We start from the raw sequence: 18,195 nt of genomic DNA, 5'->3' as shown, positions 1-18,195 counted from the left end.
GGTCTGGGCAGCAGCGTGTCAGGTGGGGGTGTCAGGCGGTCGAGCGGACGAGCTGACGGGTGAGCTCCACGGCCAGCGAGCGGCCCAGGCGCGGGGTGATCCGTCCGCCGCCGAGGCCGATCTCGACGAGGTCGTCGAAGACCCGCTGGTCGCCGCGGGCGGCGCGGACGCCGGCGGCCACGACCCCCCGGCGCTGGGCGAGCGTGCCGGCGGTCCAGGTGTGGCGCAGGTGGCCGGCCAGGAGCCGCCGGACGTCGTGGCGGTAGCGGCGCCCGGCGCTCGCGGGCCGGCCGTCGGCGACGGCCGCGGCCGCCGCCCGTCCGGCCAGGGACCCGGTCGCGACGGCGTAGTAGATGCCCTCGCCGGTCATCGGGTTCACCAGGCCGGAGGCGTCGCCGGCCAGCAGGCAGCGACCGTCGGGCTGCTGCCACCGGAAGCCGGAGAGCGGGAGCGGGTGGCCGCGCCAGTCCGTGGCGTCGTCGACGAGGCCGGGCAGCAGGCCGTCGAGCGCGTCGAGCATCCGGGCGCGGGTCGGCCCGGGGCCGTCGTCGACCAGCTCGCCGTACCCGATGTTCGCCAGGCCGTCGCCGCGGTCGAAGGCCCAGGCGTACGACGGCTGCCGGCCCGGCCCCCAGCGGATGACCTGGCGGCCGGCGAGCCAGCCCGGCGTCGGGGTGTAGCCGCGCAGGGCGAGCGCGCGGCGGGGCGTGGTGAGGTGGTGGCGGCCGGTGAGGGCCGCGCGGACCCGGGAGTGGGCGCCGTCGGCGCCGAGCACGACCGCGCCGGTCACCTCGGCGTCACCGGTGTCGAGGACCACCCGGTCCTCGCGCACCTCGACCTGACGGACCCGGGACCGGCGCAGCTCGGCGCCGCGGTCGACGGCGTGCTCGACCAGGCGCGCGTCGAACGCCCGCCGGGGCACCACGTGCACGTCGCGCGACATCCGGCCGTCGACCACCGTGTCGCCGGCGGCCAGCTCGAGGCGGCGCAGCGGCGACCAGCCCTCGACCGCGTCCTGCATCCCGTGCGCGCGGAGCACGTCGACGGCCTGCGCGGCGATCCCGTCGCCGCAGCACTTGTCGCGCGGGAAGTCGGCGCGGTCCAGCAGCAGCACCCGCAGGCCGGGCCGCTCCTCGAGCGCCGCCACGGCCGCCGTGGCGCCGGCCGGGCCCGCGCCGACGACCACCAGGTCGTACGCCCCGCCCTCGTCCCTGCGAGACCCGCTCATCGTGCGGCCGCCAGCACGACGACGTCGACCACGGCGATGCCGACCGCGGCCCGGAAGCCGTGGCGGCCCGGGGCGCGCACGGCGACGGCGGCCAGGCCGACCGCGAGCAGCAGGGCCAGCACCCGCACGGACGGAGGCAGGGTGGTCGTGGCGGTCACCAGGACGGCGGAGGCCAGCACCAGCAGCAGGGCGGCCCCGGTCCGGGACCCGCGCTCGCCGAGACGGTGCGGCAGGCCGCGGACGCCGGTGGCCGCGTCGTCGGCGAGGTCCGGAACGGCGTTGAGCAGGTGCGCGCCGGTGCCGAGCAGGGCCCCGGCCAGGACGACCCAGGCCGGGGCGGTGGTGTCGCCGGCGGCCCAGACGAAGGCCGGGAGCGCGCCGAAGGCGACGGCGTAGGGGACCCCCGAGGCGACGGTCGACTTGAGGCCGAGGTTGTAGGCCCAGCCCGCGGCGACCACGACGAGGTGGAGCAGGCCGGCGACCAGCCCGCAGGAGAGCGAGAGCACGACGGTGGCGAGGAGCGCTGCGACGATGGCGGCGCGGACCAGCCGGACCGACAACGCCCCGGAGGCCAACGGCTTGTCGGTGCGCCCGACGGCCCGGTCGCGGGCCAGGTCCAGCAGGTCGTTGGACCAGCCGATGGTCAGCTGCCCGGTCAGCACCGCGAGCACGACCACGGCGGCGCGGCCGGGGGAGAGGTCCGCGGGCAGGCAGAGCAGCGCCGCGAGCAGCGTGACGGCCAGGGCCGGGCCCGGGTGGGCGGCCCCGAGCAGCGTGGACAGGGTGCGTACGGCGCGCGTGGTCCCCGCCTCCTCCTGGCCGGTGGGCCGCGTGGCGGCCCGGGCGTCAGCACTCACCGTAGCCGCGGGCCAACACGGCGACACCCACCCCGGGGGGGCGCACCACCGGGGGTCGGGGCCTCAGCCGGCACCGGGGGGACCGGACTCGCGGAGGGCAGCGGACAGGGGGCACTGGAACGGGTCCCGCGCCCGGAGCCCGACGTGGTTGAGGTAGCCGACCACGATGGCGTACGACTCGAGCAGCCCGACCTCGGTGTAGGCGATGCCGTGGCGGGCGCAGTGGGCGCGGACCAGCGGCTGCACCCGTCGCAGGTTCGGGCGCGGCATGCTCGGGAACAGGTGGTGCTCGATCTGGTAGTTCAGCCCACCCATCGCGACGTCGACGACGGGGCCGCCCCGGACGTTGCGGGACATCAGCACCTGGCGCCGCAGGAAGTCCAGGCGCGCCCCGCGCGGCACGATCGGCATCCCCTTGTGGTTGGGCGCGAAGGAGCCGCCGAGGCAGACGCCGAACACGGCCATCTGCACGGCCAGGAACGCCGCGGCCTTCCCGGGCGGCAGGACCAGGAACAGCGCCACGACGTACCCGCCGAGGCGGGTCGTCACCAGCGCGAGCTCGGCCCACCGGTGCCGTACGGGAGCCCGGCCGAGGAGGGTGCGGACGCTGGCCCAGTGCAGGTTGGCTCCCTCCAGCGTCAGCAGCGGGAAGAAGAGCCACCCCTGGTGCCGGACGAACCACCCGGCCGGCCCCGTGTCCCGCGCACCCGCGATCTCGGCGGTGAAGGCGAGCACGCCCGGGGCGATGTCGGGGTCGCGGCCCTCCTGGTTGGGGGCGGCGTGGTGCTGGTTGTGCTTGCCGCGCCACCACCCGTAGCTCAGCCCGGCCCCGGCGCCGGAGAGCAGGCGTGCGGCCCAGTCGTTGGCACGTGCGCCCACGAAGACCTGCCGGTGCGCCGCGTCGTGCCCGAGGAAGCCGAGCTGCGTGACGACCAGGCCGAGGACCGCGGCCGGGACCAGCTGCCACCACGTGTCACCCAGCACGAGGACTAGGACCGCGACGCCGACCAGGGCTGCGACGCAGGCCGCGACCTGCGCGGCGTAGTAGCCGTAGCGGCGCCGCAGCAGCCCGCTGTCCCGCACCTCGGCAGCCAGGGCGGTGAACGGCGCGGCCGACGTGCGCGCGGTGGTACGGGCGGTGGTGCGCGGGCTGGTACGGGCGGTGGTGCCCGGACCGGATCGCTCGGAGACGACGGCGTGCGGCTCAGGTGGGGTCATGCGGGTCCTCGGACTCTTGGTGAGTCGTCGGGGGCCGGGACGACGGGACAGGAGGTGGCCGGACGGCGCGATCCTCGGGGTCGACGCTAGCGCGACACCCGGCACCCAGGGGTGGATGGCGGTCCTCGCGACGCGCGAGCGCGAGTCCCCCTGCCCGTCGTGGCCGTCGTCCTGCCCGAACGATCAGGTCCGCCGGTCCCGGGGTCGTTGGTAGGAACGAGGCGCAGCCCTTCGCACCGTCGCGACGACCCCAGGAGACCCCATGCCCACGTTCCCCCGATCGGCCACGCCGCGCTCACCGTCAGCGACCTCGAGGCCAGCACCCGGTGGTACACCGCGCTGCTCGGGACCGACCCGGTCCTCGACGAGGACGAGACCGCGGGCGGCTACCACCACACGGTGTGGGCGCTCGAGGGCGGGCAGCTGTTCGGCATCCACAGCCACCCCGAACGGGCCGACGGCGGCTTCGACGAGCGGCGTACGGGCCTGGACCACCTCGCCTTCGCCTGCGCCGACCGGGCCGAGCTCGAGACCTGGGCAGGTCGGCTCGACGAGCTCGGCATCGCCCACGGCGGTGTCGTCGACGCGCACTACGGCAGCGGGCTGTCCTTCCGCGACCCCGACGGCATCGCCCTCGAGCTCTTCGCCCCGCCCGCCTGAGACCGGTGCCGGCCGTCCAGGTCCGGCCGTCCAGCTCCCGGCGGTATCCTGCCAGCGCGTCATGCCGACCTCGGGTGTCTCGAAGGAGGAGCCCGGATGTCGAGCGTCGAGGTCGTCCCACCGCAGCCCCCACCGCAGCCCCCACCCCGGTCGTCGAGCAGACGGCTCCTCCGGCCGGTGCTGGTCGTGGTGGTGGTCGGGTCGGCGGTGTGGTTCGTGGAGGGCTTCGTCGGCGACATCGACTGGTCCCAGGTCCGGGCGGCGCTCGACCACCTCGCGTGGTGGCAGCTGCCGGTCCTGGTGCTGGGCCTGCTGCTCCGACAGCTCCTCAACGCGCTGCCGCTGTCGGTCTACATCGAAGGCTGCGGGCCCCTGCGGGCGGTGGCGAACGACCAGGCCGCGATCTTGATGACCACGATCGCTCCGCCACCCTCGGACGTGGTGGTACGGCTGGCGATGTTCAGCTCGTGGGGCATCTCCCGCTCGGCCGGGCTCGCCGGCACCGTGATGAACACCGTGTCCTTCTACGTGGTGCGCTTCGCCGCCCCGCTGCTGGGGGTCCTCGTCATGGCCGTGACCGGTGACCTCCTGGGCGGCGAGCTCTGGACGGCGCTCGCCTCGGGGGCGGTCAGCGCCGCGCTGCTGGTCGTCGTGTGGCTGTCCTTCCGCAGCCCCGCGTTCGCGGCGTCGACAGGACGCCGTACGGGGCTCCTCGCCCGCCGGGTGCGGTCGTCGGTCGACCCGGGGGTGTGGGCGGAGTCGGTGCTGGGGTTCCGGGGGACCGTGGTCGACCGGATCGCGCGGACCCTGCCGCTGTCGGTCGCGGCGCTGGTCGGCATGGTGGTCGTCGACGCGGGCCTGATCGTGCTCAGCGTCCGGTTCGTCGGTGCGTCGCGGGTCGACCTCCCGGCGGTGTGGGTCCTGACGGCGTTCCTGGTCGCCTACCCGCTGACCCTCTTCCCGTTCAGCGGGCTGGGTCTCCTCGACGCCGTGGTGATCGCGACCCTCGTCGCCCGCGCGGGCCAGGAGGTGGAGGCGTCGCTGGTCGCCGCCCTCATCATCTGGCGCGTCGTCACCATCGGAGCGCCCCTCGTCCTCGGCATGGTCGCGGTGACGTGGTGGCGCCTCTCCACCCGCGCCGGCGTGACCTAGCGTCCGACCATGTCTGCTCTCGACTGGACGGTGCTGACCCTGGTGGTGGGGTGGTCGGTGACCGTCGTCGACGTCACCCTCCGGGTGGTCGCACTGGGGGTGATCCCGGGAAACCGCAAGCCGTCGACCGGGATGGCGTGGCTGCTGCTGATCCTGGTCCTGCCGGTCCTCGGGTTCGTCGCCTTCCTGCTGTTCGGGCGCACGGACCTCGGCAGGGACCGGCACGCCCGCCAGCTGCGTGCCAAGGCCCGGGTCCGTGCGCGAGCCGAGGAGTTCCCGGCGGCGGAGGCGCGCGACGACCTGCCGGCGCTCCTGCCGTCGGTGATCGCGCTCAACGACCGGTTGGGCTCCTTGCCCCTGGTCCACGACAACTGCGTGCTGGTCATCGAGGACTACGACGAGGTGATCCGGTCGATGACCCGCACGGTCGCCGCGGCACGCTCCTACGTCCACGTCGAGTTCTACATCGTCGCGTGGGACGCCCTGACCGCGCCGTTCTTCGAGGCGATGGCCGACGCCGCCGAGCTCGGTGTGGACGTCAAGCTCCTCTTCGACCACATCGGGTGCCGAAGCGTGCCGGGCTACCGGCAGATGATCGCCCGGCTCGAGCAGACCCGCATCCAGTGGCACCCGATGCTCCCGATCAAGCCCCTCCGGGGCCGCTTTCGTCGCCCGGACCTGCGCAACCACCGCAAGATGCTGGTCGCCGACGGCCTCGTCGGCTTCACGGGGTCGTTCAACGTCACCGAACGGGGTTACAACAAGCCCAAGAACCACCGCCTCGGCCGGCTGTACGTCGAGTGCATGGTCCGGGTCCAGGGCCACATCGTGGCGACGCTCGACTCGGTCTTCGCGATGGACTGGTACGCCGAGACCGACGAGGTGCTCGCGGTGGAGGTCCACCCGGCGATCCTCGACGACCATCCCGAGGTGGTCGCGGGCGTGAGCTGCCAGCTGGTGCCCAGCGGCCCGGGGTTCGTCGCCGAGAACAACCTGCGGCTGTTCACCACGCTGGTGTACTCGGCGACCCGACGCATCTCGATCACCAGCCCGTACTTCGTCCCGGACGAGTCCCTGCTCTACGCCGTGACGACGGCGGCGCAGCGCGGGATCGACGTCGAGCTGTTCGTCAGCGAGCTGCCGGACCAGTTCATGGTCGGCCACGCCCAGGCGTCGTACTACCGGGCGCTGCTGGAGGCGGGGGTGCGGATCTACCTCTACCCGGACCCCTACATCCTGCACTCGAAGCACCTCTCGGTCGACGACGCCGTCGCGGTGATCGGCTCGAGCAACATGGACATGCGCTCCTTCGCGCTCAACTACGAGATCTCGCTGATGATGCTGGGACCCCAGGTGGTCCGACGGATCCAGGCGGTCGAGGACGGCTACCGCGAGGTGTCCCGCGAGCTGCTCCTGGAGGAGTGGTCGGGACGCAAGCCCCGTCTGCGCTACCTCGACAACGTCATGAGGCTCACCGCGGCCCTCCAGTGAGTCGACCCCGCCCCGGGTCCGGGCTCAGAAGCTCCAGACCAGGGGGATCACGGTGAGGGACACGACCAGCCACCAGGTCATGGTCACCAGCCCGAGCTTCCAGTAGTCGCCGAAGCGGTAGGCGCCGGGGCCCATCACCATCATGTTCCCGGGCGTCGCGATGGGGGTGAGCAGAGAGGCTGCGCCCGCGACGGCGATCAGCATCAGGACCGGTTGCACCGACACCCCGGTCTCGGCGGCGGCAGCGACGGCGATGGGCAGCACGATGAGGACGGTCGCCGTGTTGGAGATGATCTGTCCCAGGATCGCGGTGAGTGCGAAGAGCGCGAGCATCAGCAGGTACGGGCTGCCGTCGCCGACCGCCGCGACCAGGACGTCGGCGACCTGGTCGGCCGCGCCGCTGGTCTGGATGGCGGTGGACAGGGGGATCAGACCGCCGATCAGGACGAGGGTCTGCCAGGAGATCGCGCGGTACGCCTGGTCGGGCGACACGACCCGGAGCAGCAGCATCGTGGCAGCGGCCGTGAGTGCGGCGACGGCCGGTGGGACCGCGCCGGTGGCCAGCAGCACGATCATCGCGACCAGCACGACCACGGCCCGGACGGCCGGTGCCCCCGGTGCCACGGCCTGGCGGCGGACCAGGTCGGGGGAGTCCACGACCAGGACGTCACGGTCGTGGATGAGCGCGTCGATGTCCGGCCAGGTGCCGTGGAGGAGCAGCAGGTCACCGGCGGCGAGTTCGGTCCGCACGTTCCCCCGGTCCTTGCCGAGCCTCCGCACGCCGAGGATCACCAGGTCCGTGGCTGCCAGGCCCGGGAACACGGTGCGTCCGACCAGCGACGACGTCGGTGGGACGACCACCTCGATCACCCCGAGCTCCCGGTCCAGCAGCGGGGTGGCGGGATCTGCCGTCACCGGCTGCGCCCCCACGGCGAGATCCTGCTCGACCACCAGCCGGCCGATCTCCGCGGGTGGGCCGGTGAGCACCAGGACGTCGTCCACGGCGAGGGGCGAGTCGGTCACCCCGAGCGGGACGCCCGCACGCTGGGCGCCGACGAGCACGGTGCCCGGGTAGGCGGCGAGGTCGAGTTCGGGGGCAGGCCGCCCGACGGCGGGGGAGCCGGTGCGCACACGGAGCCGGTAGAGACCGTCGTGCAGGGCGTAGTGCTGGGCGATCGTGGCCGCGTACCCGCTGAGGTCGGGCGGGAGGTGCGTCGACTCCCGCTCCGGGACCAGCCGCGGACCGGCGACCAGGGCGATGAGCACGGTCCCGAGGAGGATCGGCACCCCGACCACGGCGAAGTCGAAGAAGGCGAACCCGCCGGCCCCGTTGTCGTCGGAGGCGGCCGCGACGAGGACGTTGACCGGGCTGCCGGTCAGGGCCAGCAAGGAGCCGGCGCTGCCCGCGAAGGCCATCGGCATCAGCATCCGCGCCGGCGGCACGGTGACCCGCATGGCGACCACGACCACCATCGGCAGCAGCGCCGCGACCGAGCCGTTGAGGCTGATCAGGGCGGTGAGTAGTGCGCAGAGCAGCATCACCGCGGTGCTCAGCGCACGGACTCCGCCGCCGACCCGGTCGGCGAGGACCTGCCCGAGCCAGCCGGTCACGCCCGTGGAGTCGATGCCCTCGCTGACGACGAAGAGCGCGGCGATGAACACCACCACCGGGTCGCCGAACCCGGCCAGCGCCTGGTCGGCGTCCAGCACCCCGGTGGCGTACAGACCAAGCGCGGTGAGGACGGCGACCAGGCCGACCGAGAGCCGGTTCCAGACGAAGAGCCCGATGACGACCGCGAGGATCACCAGGCTGGTGGTGGAGTCGGTCATCCGGCCTCGGTCCTCGGCGGCGACGGAGCGGACTCACGCCCGCGGTCGCAGCCGGATCAGCGTCCGCCTCGTGCTGCTCGCCGCCGCGCCAGTCGGACGGGAACGCGGCTCCGTCGATCCCGAACATACTCGCGAACGCGCTCCTCGGGGAGCCTCGTCCTCGGGGCCCGGACCCGTGCGTCCTTGGTCGCGCCCGCGACGGGACCTTCTGCCTGCCCGGGTCAGACGGTGGCGCACCCGGGTGTTTCGGCCCGGTGACCAGGACCGGAATCCCTGCCACACTCCGACGAGGACAACGACGCTGGAAGAAGGCCCTGATGAGCGGCAACCCGGCACGCGGTGAGTTCGATCCGATCCCGTCGACCAGGAGTCCGGCCCGCGTCAGCATCGCTGCCGTGCTGCCACCGGTGACCGAGGCCGCGGCCCTCGCCGTCCCGGTCCAGGTGGGTGCGGAACCTCCTGCCGACCTGGGCCTGGACGCCGCCGGGCTCGCGGTGACCGGGTTCACCGGTCGGGCCGGTCAGACGGCGGTCCTGCCAGGACCGGACGGTCGTGCCCTCGTCGCGATCGGCGTCGGCGAGCCGGAGCGGGTCGACATGACGCTGGTGCGTGACGTGGCCGCCGACTTCGCCCGCGCGGTGCCCCAGCACCGGAGCCTCGCGGTGGAGCTGCCTGCGACGGACCTCGCGATCTCCGCGGCCGACTTCGCCCAGGCCGTCGTCGAGGGGGTCCTCCTGGCTCGGTGGCGCTTCTTCGTCGGCAAGGACGACGGGGAACAGACGCTCACCGACCTGGTCATCGTCGCCCCGGACGCCGTCAGCGAGGACGTGGCGGCCGGGGTCGCCCGGGGTCGGGCGGTCGCGCGGGCGGCCGCGATCAGTCGAGACCTCTCCAACTGTCCTGCGACGACCTTGACGGCCGCGCGCATGGGCGAGGTCGCCGAAGAGCTGGCGTCCGAGGCCGGCCTGGTCGTCGAGGCCTTCGGCGAGCAGGAGCTGATCGAGATGGGGTGCGGGGGGATCCTGGGGGTCAACCTCGGGAGCGTCGACGAACCGCGGCTCGTCCGGCTCGCCTACCTGCCGTCCGCACCGACCGGTCACCTCGGCCTGGTCGGCAAGGGCATCATGTACGACTCCGGCGGGATCAGCCTCAAGCCGAGCGACGAGTCGCACGCGCAGATGAAGAACGACATGACGGGCGCCGCCGCCATCCTCGGGGCGATGACCGCACTCCAGGCCCTGGGCTGCACCACCGCGGTCACCGCCTACCTGTGCTGCACCGACAACATGCCGTCCGGCTCCGCCATGAAGCTGGGCGACGTGCTCACCATGCGCAACGGCACCACGGTGGAGGTTCTCAACACCGACGCCGAGGGCCGCCTGGTGATGGCCGACGGTCTGTGCCTGGCCGTCGAGGACGGCGTCGACGCCGTCGTCGACATCGCCACCCTGACCGGGGCCTGCCTGCGCACCCTGGGTGTGGAGCTCGCCGGTGTCATGGGCAACGCGCCGGTCCTGGTCGACCAGCTGCGGACGGCGGGAGCGATCTCCGACGAACCGGTCTGGGAGCTGCCGCTGCACCGCCCCTACCGGTCCCAGCTGTCCTCGACCATCGCCGACATGACGAACATGGGTGGCCCGAACGCCGGGTCGATCACGGCGGCGCTGTTCCTCGAGGAGTTCGTCGGTGAGGTTCCCTGGGCCCACGTCGACATCGCGAGCACCGCCCAGCAACCGGCGCCGCGCACCTGGCGCAACAAGGGAGCGAGCGGGTTCGGCGCCAAGCTCCTCATCGAGCTCGCCATGCGGTTCGAGGCCCCGGGGTCGACCGCGCCCTCGAGTCCTCCCCGGGCGGCCACCTGACCACGCGCGTGCCTCGGGACGCGGTCAGGGTCGACTGCCTTGCGTGCCGCGGCGGTCGGCCGCGTCGCGGGACTGGGCCGCGACGCCGGCGACCGCCAGGACGAGGAAGAGCAGGTACCACCACCAGTCGTCCTGGATCCGACCGGTCGCGGCCGCGTCGTCGAAGTCCGCGGACTCGATGACGCCGGACAGCAGCATCAGCCCGGTCACGGTGACGCTGGCCCCGGCGAGGGCGCCGACCACGACGAGCAGGAGCGTCGGCAGGTCGGCGAGGACGGCCAGCAGGGCCAGCAGGGCACCGACGAGCAGGCCGGCGAGGACGATCGCCCAGCTCCAGTCCACGCCGATCGCGACGATGAGGGCCGCACCCAGTGCGAAACCGGCCGACGCCGTCGCGATGACCACGCCGACGGCGTAGTAGAGGTAGGCGAGGAGCGCGAGGACCAGTGCGAGCGCCACGCCGAGCGTCCAGCCGAGCACGGTGCCGAGGAAGCGGTCACCGGTCAGGGCCGATGCCAGGCCGGCGCCGAGGCTGAACCCGACGAAGGCGCCCCAGACCGCGATGGCGAGGCGCAGGACCGCGTAGCCGCGGAAGCAGAGCAGGACGCCGGCCAGCAGGGCCAGGGTGCCGAAGACGATGTCCTGCGTCATCGCCACACGGTAGCGGGGGACGCAGGCACGCGGCGAGGCTCAGCCGGTCCCGATGCGCCCCGCGATGATGCTGGTGACGACCACGGAGGTGATCGTCACGGTGGAGAACCCGGCCACGATCATCTTGGGCAGAATCTGGTTCTCGATGGCGGCGACCTCCTCGGGCGTCTCGCCCGCGCCCTTGGCGGCTTCCTGGGACAGGATCATCGTGCCCGGGAACCCGTAGAGGGACGTGAGGCCGATGGCCACCGACATCGGGACGCTGTAGCCGAGCAGCTTCCCGACCAGGGTGGCGAACCCGACGATGCCGGCGACCCCGAACACGAAGGCCAGCAGCAGAGGCAGGGCGAGCTCCCGGACATCCGAGGGCTCCACGGTCGCCAGCGGGCCGAAGACCAGGATCATGATGGCGATCATCATCAGCCCGAAGGAGTCGATGCCGCTCAGCACCGACGGCTTGAAGACCCCGAAGGTCCGCAACCCGATCCCGAACACCAGCGCCACCACGAAGGTGTTCAGCACCCCGTTGGTCAGGTTGTTGATCCCCAGGCTGGCCAGCACCACGAGCCCGACCACGAACAGCGTCCCGGCCGTCGTCCGCAGCGCGTCTGGCAGCAGAGAGGTCGCCGCGTCCTCCTTCTCCTCGACGACGACAGGAGCGAGCGCGCCGGCGCGGTACTCGTCGCGGAGCCGGGCGGCCTCCTTGCGCAGGATCAGCGAGGTGAGCGGGAACCCGATGAGTCCCTGCAGGGCCGCGATGAGGACCGGGAAGACGGCGATGCTCGTCAGCCCCACCCCGAGAGCGGCCTCCTGGACGATGAGGACCGAGATGGTGCCACCGCTCAGCGCGCCGGTCCCTGCGACGACGAAGTCGATCTGCTGGGCGTAGCCGTCCGCGGCGCTGCCGCTGATCCGGTCGCCGAAGATCAGGCCGGCGACCAGGAGCGCGATCCCGATCCCGAGCACCGCCGCGATCCCGACCAGGAGGGTCTTCCACTGCTTCTTGAAGTCGTCCAGGCTGATCATCGTCCCGAGGTGCACGATGATGAAGCCGACGACGACCCCGGCCAGGGCCAGCAGCGAGGAGCTCGCCAGGAGGTCCTCGGGAAAGATTCCGCTCAGGAACCCGATCAGGAAGATGATCGAGGCGACGAAGAGCGACGACAGCAGCGACTGGGTCTTCTTGGCGACGAAATCGCTGATCGTCCACACCAGCATGACCACGACGAACGCGACAACAGGGTTCACAGATGACTCCGCACGCTCAGCGAGAAGTGACCGAGATTACCAGGTCAGGGCCCTCGTCGGCAGGTCCCGACCTGCGGAGGGACCGCCGGTGGGCGGGGGGTCGAGCGGGCCGCTGCGCGCACTCTGCGGCCGCCGGGTCGAGCGCACTCTCGGGCATCGCGGGGTGGGGTGGCCGGGACCCCTGACCCGGGGGAAGGGCACCACCCGGCATCTGGTCGGGCCCCCAGCGGTGACGAGTGCGGAGGGCGGATCCGTCACGTGACCGGATGATCGGTTCTTCCCCAGACCCCCGCCGCAAGAACACGTGCCCGGTCGACGACGCAGGCGCTACGTTCCGGGCATGCGACCCACCCGGTGGCGCGGCCTCGCCCTCGGGGCCGCCTGTGCCTCGCTCGTCTTCCTCCCCCTCGCTGTCGAGGGGGCCAGGGACCCGGGGACGACGGCTGCCCTGCCCCACCGGTTGGCCGACTACTCCTATCGGACCGGGGACGTCTCCGACGCGCCCCCTGGTCGGGCCCTCGCGCTCTACCAGCACGGGTTCGGCGTCGAGTTCCTCGACTTCCCCCAGGCCGTGGTGCTGGCCGCCGACACCGACGTCTACCGGCGACTCGACGTCGCCGAGGACCGGGCCGGACCGGAGACCCAGGGAGACCCGGCCCCGATGCTGCTCTCCCCCGACGGGCGCCGGGTCGCGATCGGCGACCACGACCTCTCCGGGGCCGACATCGAGGTCGTCGACCTCAGCTCCGGCGAGGTGGCCCGGCACCCGTTGCCGCCGGCGCGCAGCGTGCGCCCCATCGCCTGGTCCGCCGACAGCAGCCAGGTGGCCTACCTCGCGCGCGACGACGCGACCGACCCCTACTCGGGTCGGGCGCTGGTCGGCGACCTGTTCGTCCTGCATGCCGACTCCGGCGAGGTCACCCCGATGGCCGTGGGCGACGAGGTATCGGTGGCGGCCTTCTCGCCCGACGGCCTCCAGCTCGCGGTCCAGCGCCATGGTCGCGACCCCGGGATCGCGATCCTCGAGCTGGCTTCCGCGACGACCCGGAACCTCCCGCAGCCCACCTCGCCGACGAGATCAGAGCAACGTCGCGACGCCGGGATCCTCCGCTCCCAGGGAGGCCAGCTGGCCGGCCCGGACGCCTGGTCGCCCGACGGGCAGCTTCTGGCCATCCGGCAGGACGATGAGCTCGCGTTCCGCGACCTCGGCGCACCTGCGCAGTCCAGCCCGCGCACCCTGAGCGTCCAGTGGCCGTACGGCCAGGCACTGGTCGGCTGGACCGGCGAGCGTGAGGTCGCCCTTCTCCAGACCCACGACGACGACACCACCCGGCTCCTCGCCTACGCCCTCGACGGCGGGGAGGTGCGGGAGCTCACCCGCGTCGAGGGCACATCGAGCTACGGCGTCCAGACCTTCCAGCTCGCCTCGGCACTGCTCAGCGATCTCGAGGTCCGACCGGCCGGCGACCCGGACCGGGGACCCATGCCGACACTGTTGCGCATCACCCTGGCACTCCTGCTCGGCCTCGTCGTGGCCGCCCTCACGGCCCGGCTGCCCCGCCGCCCACCGGGCGGGTGACCGGCTGCAGCAACCGCCCCCGCACCATCGGCGGTGTAGCGGCCCAGGAGCGCTCTCGGATCAGCGGGGTGCGTGGGGACCTCCGCGACCGGAGCCGAGCTGAACAGGCAGAGCGACGACGGTTCTGGCGCCTATGTCGGCCGGCGGCTCAATGAGCAACTGATCCGTCATCACGGGGGAGTGAGGCCACGCGACCCGGTCTCACCGGGCGCGACGACCACTCATTCCGGCTCCACATCGGCTTGGCCGGATCAGGCCCCTGTCCCGGAACCGTCACCGGACGGGTGCTGCGGGAACTGACATCTCTGGCCGTAGGTGACCGATGTCGTTGCAGTCGAGGGTCCGGCTTCCGGCGGGACGATCTACCGCGACCTGGTCAGTCGGTCTTGAGACCCGTCGGGACCTCGTTCTCCGGCTGCTTGAACCACCACCGCAAACCCCTCCCGGCATAGCGTTCGTGCCGGTACCGGGGTAGTAGGTGGCAGTGCACGTGGTCGACCGACTGGCCACCGACTCGCCCCACGTTCCAACCGACGTTCCAGCCGTCGGGCTGATGAGTGGAGCGAAGTCTGCCCACCAGAACCTTCAGCAGCTCCTGGGTGGCGGACCATTCCTCCGTCGTCAGGTCCCACGGGGCCCGCCGGTGCGCCTTGGGCAGCACCATGACGGACCCGGCAGGAGACTCGTTCGTCCAGATCGCCAGGCACGGCCCGATCTCGGCAACGGTCTCTGACCCCGTGAGCTCGCAGAAAGGGCATGTCATCTGAGCAGCCACGTTGCCATGATGACGGAGACCGACACCCCGATGTTCGTTCAACCGGAAGACCTTCCTGCCGCGGGAAGGTTGCTGGCGCCAGTGGTCTTGACGGCAAGAGTGCAACGGCTATGTCGCCGCGCCTGCTGCTTCTTGGCAAGGGCTGCGACGAACCCGATGCGGTCAGCCTCGGCGACTACAAGTTGGTGGCTGCCCCGCTCGCAGTCCTTCGTTCCAGGCCAGGCCAGGCCAGGCCAGGCCAGGCCGGGCCAGGCCTGGTCCGGCGCGGTCTTAGGTCCCACGTACTGTCCCGGGTCATGAGTGAGCGGGACTTCGTATGGTTCTTTGTCGTCGCAGCCGGGGTGATCGGTCTGTACTTATTGGTGTTCGCAGACCAAGCCACCAAGCGCGACCGAGCGCGTTCGGCGCGAGCACGAGAGAAGTATGGTCACCGGCCGAAGATCCTGCGGCCCAAAATCGCCAATCAGAATCCGTCGAAGGCGCGGACCCGCCTCGTCGGACTCGGCTTTCTCGCCATCGGCGGTTTTGCCTTGTGGCAGCGGCTCGGTTGATCGACCACTTGCTTCAGTTGAGGCCTTTCTTGAGGTCAATCTGTCACCGGCACACTCCGCGTGCCCATCGGCTACTGGCACGCTCCGCGAGCCGATCGGCTGCTGGGAAAACCAGGACGGATCCGACCATCGTGCGTAGGTCGCCGTGGCGGGTTCTTCTACTAGGGCAGGTGGGACTGCCGATCCACTTTGCGATGGCGGAGTTCAGTGCGGACCGCGAAGAATGTTGCTAGCGCGCTCAGCGTCGTGGTGAAGCCCAATCTCGACGGGTCATTGGGGTCACCCAGTGCCAGCACGAGCAAGCAGATCACCGTTCCGATCGGAAATACGACGAGGGCAATCCGATGCAGCCACAAACCAAGCGAGCTGGTGAGAGACGCTGCCGGATCGTCGCGACCGTTAGTTGGCTGGTTCACGTTCAGAGATTGGCATTGGTGGCGGTCGCTCGCGCAGGCTCCCAACCACGCGCCAGCGCCCGATCCGTTCACGGCACACCCGTTCAGGGATTGGGCGTGCTGGGACGCTTACCAGAACTCTGCGCGCTCGCGCTCGCGCACGAGGTGACGTGAGGTGTGTGCGCGAACCGATCCATGAGGCGTTGCAGCCGCTCTTAGGATCTGAGTGCAGTCACCGCCGGGCTGGGCAACTTTCCAGGAACACCGCGCGCCGCTGCGTGGTCTCGTTATGGTCGCCGGCCTGAACGCCGAGCATTGGATCTTCGCGATCGGGCGCTGCTCATGGTCTGACTCTACGAGCACGACACCTGGCGATGTTGGAGTCGACAACGCACATCACCGAATGCGGATCGGCTCGCCGATCGGTCACCGGACACCAGCGTGCCCATGTCATCGGTCGCCGGGAGAAGGCGGGATGGGCCTGGGTGTACGAACCTGCTGCCCCCCGGTCGAGCTACACGGCCGAACTGTCCGGCGTATCGAGCCCAGGGATCGCCGCCTTTGTCGGCAGGCAAGAACGCCATTTGGGGGTGCTGGATCCGATGGGTTCGAGGGCAGAGCCCGCGGATCCTCACCCGGGCGGGTCAGACAAGGAACAGGACGACGGCTCCGAGAAGCGCAACGAGGGAGAAGCCCGTAAGAATCCTCGCCTCACGTGTGTACTGGAGGGGTTGCGGCCGTTCGCGGGTGGCCCGCTCTCGGCGGTCTCGGTCCTTGGCGTTGAGGACCAGCGCACCGATGTTGAGTCCGGCGCCCACGATGATCAGTAGTGAGCGGACAACTTGCAACGACATGGCGGCACCATATGAGGGCCGCCCGAAGGCACCCGGGCCACCGATTGTGGCTCTCGCCCCGCCGGCAACCCCTAGCGGATGGGCAAACGTGGTTCCGGTCATCGATCGGCTCGCGGAGCGTGCCAGTGACCGATCGTCACGCGGTACGCGCGCGAAGCAGTTGCTTCACAACTCCAAGCCATGCTTGCGCCATTGTCGACGTTGACGAGCGGCGCTCCGTCCGAGGATCCAGATGTTCGCCCACGCAAGCACGGTAAGGGGGACGAAAACCAGAGTCTGTAGCCAGATCGAGACCGCGAGCAGTACCACTCCAAGGAGGACCAGACCCAGTTGAATCGAGCGCAAGTTGCGCTGAAACCACCGGTCTGAGGGCGAAGGGTCAGGAGGAAGGTCCGAGCGGCTCACGATGACCGAGCCGGCCGGACGTGGGCGGTGGAAGCGGGCTGAAGGATGAGGCCTAACAATTTGAGGATTCGTAGGTTGAGCGCAGTCACCATGACGGAATGATTGCAGGAGTACCGGCGCTGGAGTACGTCCCGTTAAAGGAACGGCAACCGGTGACTTTCGAGCGGGGCGTTCAAGGACTCCGCTTAGGCCGGAGGTACCTCCAGGGCCAGACACCCACCTGCATCCCGCCGGAATTGGCTCTCACGACGCCAGTTCTGGCACGCTCAACACCATCATGCTTGCTTCCCCTCATACCTGGTTGAAGGCGTCTCAAGTCGTTGGCGAGGATGTTCATCACCTCGTGCAGGGTGGTGTCTTCGTCACCCGGGTGTTAGTCGAGCGCTTGCTTGCCGACGACGCTGATGGCGCCACCCAGACGTTGGACTTCTCTTACCGCGGGGCGGCTTACCAGATCGACCTCTCAGCCCGAGACGCCAGAGCGTTGAACAAGCTGCTCGCCCCCGTACTCGCAGCCGCCCGTCCAAGGGACAAGCCGCCCGTTCCGCACCGCACGGTCACCAAGGCGCCGAGTGGCGTTCCGACAGCCAAGACAGTCCGCGCATGGGCCAAGACCGAGGGCATCGACGTGTCCGACCGAGGTCGAATCGCTGCCGACGTCAAGGAGCGGTACCAGGCGGCTCACCGCGCGTAGGTGCTGCAGGCGGCGGTGACCCGGAAGCGGATCCTTTACCGGGACGCGAACTCGGTTGCGGGGCCCCTCGCCGCCAACGAGCGCGGGCTTGGAGGCGGAACTGCTCAGCCGCCGAGGCCGGCCCGGTGCGCGAGCATGACGAGCTGGGCGCGGTCGCGGGCGTCCAGCTTGGAGAGCAGGTGGCTGACGTGCGTCTTGACCGTCGAGTAGCTGACCACCAGCTGATCGGCGATCTCGAGGTTGGACAGGCCGAGGGCGACCGCGAGGAGCACCTCGTGCTCGCGTTGTGTCAGGGGCGGCAGCTCGAGCGGTTCGCGCGCCTCACCTGCCTGGGCGAACCGGTCGAGCATGCGCCGGGTGACCTCGGGCGCGAGAAGGGCGTCCCCGGCGGCGACCACCTCCACGGCGTGGACCAGGGCCGCAGGCTCGGTGTCTTTCAGGACGAAGCCGCTCGCTCCCGCCCGCAGGGCGGCGACGACGTATTCGTCAGCCGCGAATGTCGTGAGCACAAGCACCTTGACGCCGGTCGTAGCCGGGCTCGAGGTGATGTGGCGGGTGGCTTCGATCCCGTCCATACCCGGCATCCGGATGTCCATCAGGACCACGTCCGGGCTGTGTCGACGAGCTGCGGCGAGGGCCTGCGCGCCGTCCGCCGCTTCTGCGACCACCTCGATACCGGGTTCGGCGCCGAGGATGAGGGAGAAGCCGGACCGCACCAGCGCTTGGTCGTCGGCGACCAGCACGC

The 18,195-nt window shown here is 71.2% G+C and carries 15 protein-coding genes; 7 read left to right on the top strand and 8 right to left on the bottom strand.

What is annotated here, in order from left to right; genetic code table 11:
* Positions 1 to 31 precede the first annotated feature (31 nt).
* The 3 genes from ENKNEFLB_RS13165 to ENKNEFLB_RS13155 all read right to left on the bottom strand — a co-directional run bounded on the left by ENKNEFLB_RS13165 (position 32) and on the right by ENKNEFLB_RS13155 (position 3,303).
* Entirely contained in the window at positions 32 to 1,228 is a 1,197-nt protein-coding gene (locus tag ENKNEFLB_RS13165) for an NAD(P)/FAD-dependent oxidoreductase (RefSeq protein ID WP_214055836.1), read from the bottom strand.
* On the bottom strand, positions 1,225 to 2,085 hold the full coding sequence (locus ENKNEFLB_RS13160) for a UbiA family prenyltransferase (protein ID WP_214055835.1): 861 nt from the start codon (positions 2,083 to 2,085) through the stop codon (positions 1,225 to 1,227). Before ENKNEFLB_RS13160 ends, ENKNEFLB_RS13165 begins: the two co-directional genes overlap by 4 nt.
* 63 nt (positions 2,086 to 2,148) lie before the next feature.
* Positions 2,149 to 3,303: a fatty acid desaturase family protein gene (locus tag ENKNEFLB_RS13155; RefSeq protein ID WP_214055834.1), complete on the bottom strand. Its 1,155-nt coding sequence runs from the start codon at positions 3,301 to 3,303 to the stop codon at positions 2,149 to 2,151.
* 159 nt (positions 3,304 to 3,462) lie between these two features.
* Here ENKNEFLB_RS13155 and ENKNEFLB_RS13150 point away from each other — a divergent pair, with 159 nt between their 5' ends.
* The 3 genes from ENKNEFLB_RS13150 to cls all read left to right on the top strand — a co-directional run bounded on the left by ENKNEFLB_RS13150 (position 3,463) and on the right by cls (position 6,606).
* Entirely contained in the window at positions 3,463 to 3,963 is a 501-nt protein-coding gene (locus tag ENKNEFLB_RS13150) for a VOC family protein (protein WP_246535534.1), read from the top strand.
* 177 nt (positions 3,964 to 4,140) lie between these two features.
* Entirely contained in the window at positions 4,141 to 5,115 is a 975-nt protein-coding gene (locus tag ENKNEFLB_RS13145; RefSeq protein WP_214055833.1) for a lysylphosphatidylglycerol synthase domain-containing protein, read from the top strand.
* Between the two features lie 9 nt (positions 5,116 to 5,124).
* Positions 5,125 to 6,606 (top strand): cardiolipin synthase, encoded by a 1,482-nt coding sequence (cls, locus tag ENKNEFLB_RS13140; RefSeq protein ID WP_214055832.1) that lies wholly within the window; start codon positions 5,125 to 5,127, stop codon positions 6,604 to 6,606.
* A 24-nt stretch (positions 6,607 to 6,630) separates the two neighbouring features.
* On the opposite strand, the gene ENKNEFLB_RS13135 is transcribed toward cls, so the two are convergent.
* Positions 6,631 to 8,436 (bottom strand): SLC13 family permease, encoded by a 1,806-nt coding sequence (locus tag ENKNEFLB_RS13135; protein WP_214055831.1) that lies wholly within the window; start codon positions 8,434 to 8,436, stop codon positions 6,631 to 6,633.
* A 317-nt stretch (positions 8,437 to 8,753) separates the two neighbouring features.
* Between ENKNEFLB_RS13135 and ENKNEFLB_RS13130 the strand changes: the two genes are divergently transcribed.
* Positions 8,754 to 10,298 carry a leucyl aminopeptidase family protein gene (locus tag ENKNEFLB_RS13130; RefSeq protein WP_214055830.1) on the top strand — a complete coding sequence of 515 codons (1,545 nt, stop codon included), beginning with the start codon at positions 8,754 to 8,756 and terminating at the stop codon, positions 10,296 to 10,298.
* A 24-nt stretch (positions 10,299 to 10,322) separates the two neighbouring features.
* On the opposite strand, the gene ENKNEFLB_RS13125 is transcribed toward ENKNEFLB_RS13130, so the two are convergent.
* Together ENKNEFLB_RS13125 and ENKNEFLB_RS13120 are read right to left on the bottom strand one after the other, a co-directional pair.
* The gene (locus ENKNEFLB_RS13125; RefSeq protein ID WP_214055829.1) at positions 10,323 to 10,949 is read right to left on the bottom strand and encodes a DUF4203 domain-containing protein; all 627 of its coding nucleotides are present in this window, start codon (positions 10,947 to 10,949) and stop codon (positions 10,323 to 10,325) included.
* Between the two features lie 39 nt (positions 10,950 to 10,988).
* Complete coding sequence (locus tag ENKNEFLB_RS13120; RefSeq protein WP_214055828.1) at positions 10,989 to 12,197, bottom strand: hypothetical protein; 1,209 nt, start codon at positions 12,195 to 12,197, stop codon at positions 10,989 to 10,991.
* Positions 12,198 to 12,537: 340 nt separating this feature from the next.
* Between ENKNEFLB_RS13120 and ENKNEFLB_RS13115 the strand changes: the two genes are divergently transcribed.
* Positions 12,538 to 13,776 (top strand): TolB family protein, encoded by a 1,239-nt coding sequence (locus ENKNEFLB_RS13115; protein ID WP_214055827.1) that lies wholly within the window; start codon positions 12,538 to 12,540, stop codon positions 13,774 to 13,776.
* A 376-nt stretch (positions 13,777 to 14,152) separates the two neighbouring features.
* Here the strand turns inward: ENKNEFLB_RS13115 and ENKNEFLB_RS13110 are convergent, their stop codons facing one another.
* Positions 14,153 to 14,551: an HIT family protein gene (locus ENKNEFLB_RS13110; RefSeq protein WP_214055826.1), complete on the bottom strand. Its 399-nt coding sequence runs from the start codon at positions 14,549 to 14,551 to the stop codon at positions 14,153 to 14,155.
* A 296-nt stretch (positions 14,552 to 14,847) separates the two neighbouring features.
* Here ENKNEFLB_RS13110 and ENKNEFLB_RS13105 point away from each other — a divergent pair, with 296 nt between their 5' ends.
* On the top strand, positions 14,848 to 15,102 hold the full coding sequence (locus ENKNEFLB_RS13105; RefSeq protein ID WP_214055825.1) for a hypothetical protein: 255 nt from the start codon (positions 14,848 to 14,850) through the stop codon (positions 15,100 to 15,102).
* Between the two features lie 1,931 nt (positions 15,103 to 17,033).
* The gene (locus tag ENKNEFLB_RS13100; protein ID WP_214055824.1) at positions 17,034 to 17,450 is read left to right on the top strand and encodes a histone-like nucleoid-structuring protein Lsr2; all 417 of its coding nucleotides are present in this window, start codon (positions 17,034 to 17,036) and stop codon (positions 17,448 to 17,450) included.
* Positions 17,451 to 17,554: 104 nt separating this feature from the next.
* Here the strand turns inward: ENKNEFLB_RS13100 and ENKNEFLB_RS13095 are convergent, their stop codons facing one another.
* Positions 17,555 to 18,193, bottom strand: a complete 639-nt coding sequence (locus ENKNEFLB_RS13095) for a response regulator transcription factor (RefSeq protein WP_476703686.1) — start codon at positions 18,191 to 18,193, stop codon at positions 17,555 to 17,557.
* Positions 18,194 to 18,195: the final 2 nt, after the last annotated feature.

It is taken from the genome of Nocardioides aquaticus, from assembly GCF_018459925.1.
Lineage (GTDB): Bacteria > Actinomycetota > Actinomycetes > Propionibacteriales > Nocardioidaceae > Nocardioides > Nocardioides aquaticus.
This window is presented reverse-complemented; position numbering and strand designations above follow the sequence as displayed.

Excerpts from the sequence above, each read along its gene's own strand:
- ENKNEFLB_RS13155 (WP_214055834.1), bottom strand. The coding sequence starts at position 3,303 with ATGACCCCACCTGAGCCGCACGCCGTCGTCTCCGAGCGATCCGGTCCG.
- ENKNEFLB_RS13165 (WP_214055836.1), bottom strand. The coding sequence starts at position 1,228 with ATGAGCGGGTCTCGCAGGGACGAGGGCGGGGCGTACGACCTGGTGGTC.
- ENKNEFLB_RS13125 (WP_214055829.1), bottom strand. The coding sequence starts at position 10,949 with ATGACGCAGGACATCGTCTTCGGCACCCTGGCCCTGCTGGCCGGCGTC.
- ENKNEFLB_RS13100 (WP_214055824.1), top strand. The coding sequence starts at position 17,034 with ATGCTTGCTTCCCCTCATACCTGGTTGAAGGCGTCTCAAGTCGTTGGC.
- ENKNEFLB_RS13105 (WP_214055825.1), top strand. The coding sequence starts at position 14,848 with ATGAGTGAGCGGGACTTCGTATGGTTCTTTGTCGTCGCAGCCGGGGTG.
- cls (WP_214055832.1), top strand. The coding sequence starts at position 5,125 with ATGTCTGCTCTCGACTGGACGGTGCTGACCCTGGTGGTGGGGTGGTCG.
- ENKNEFLB_RS13130 (WP_214055830.1), top strand. The coding sequence starts at position 8,754 with ATGAGCGGCAACCCGGCACGCGGTGAGTTCGATCCGATCCCGTCGACC.
- ENKNEFLB_RS13135 (WP_214055831.1), bottom strand. The coding sequence starts at position 8,436 with ATGACCGACTCCACCACCAGCCTGGTGATCCTCGCGGTCGTCATCGGG.
- ENKNEFLB_RS13115 (WP_214055827.1), top strand. The coding sequence starts at position 12,538 with ATGCGACCCACCCGGTGGCGCGGCCTCGCCCTCGGGGCCGCCTGTGCC.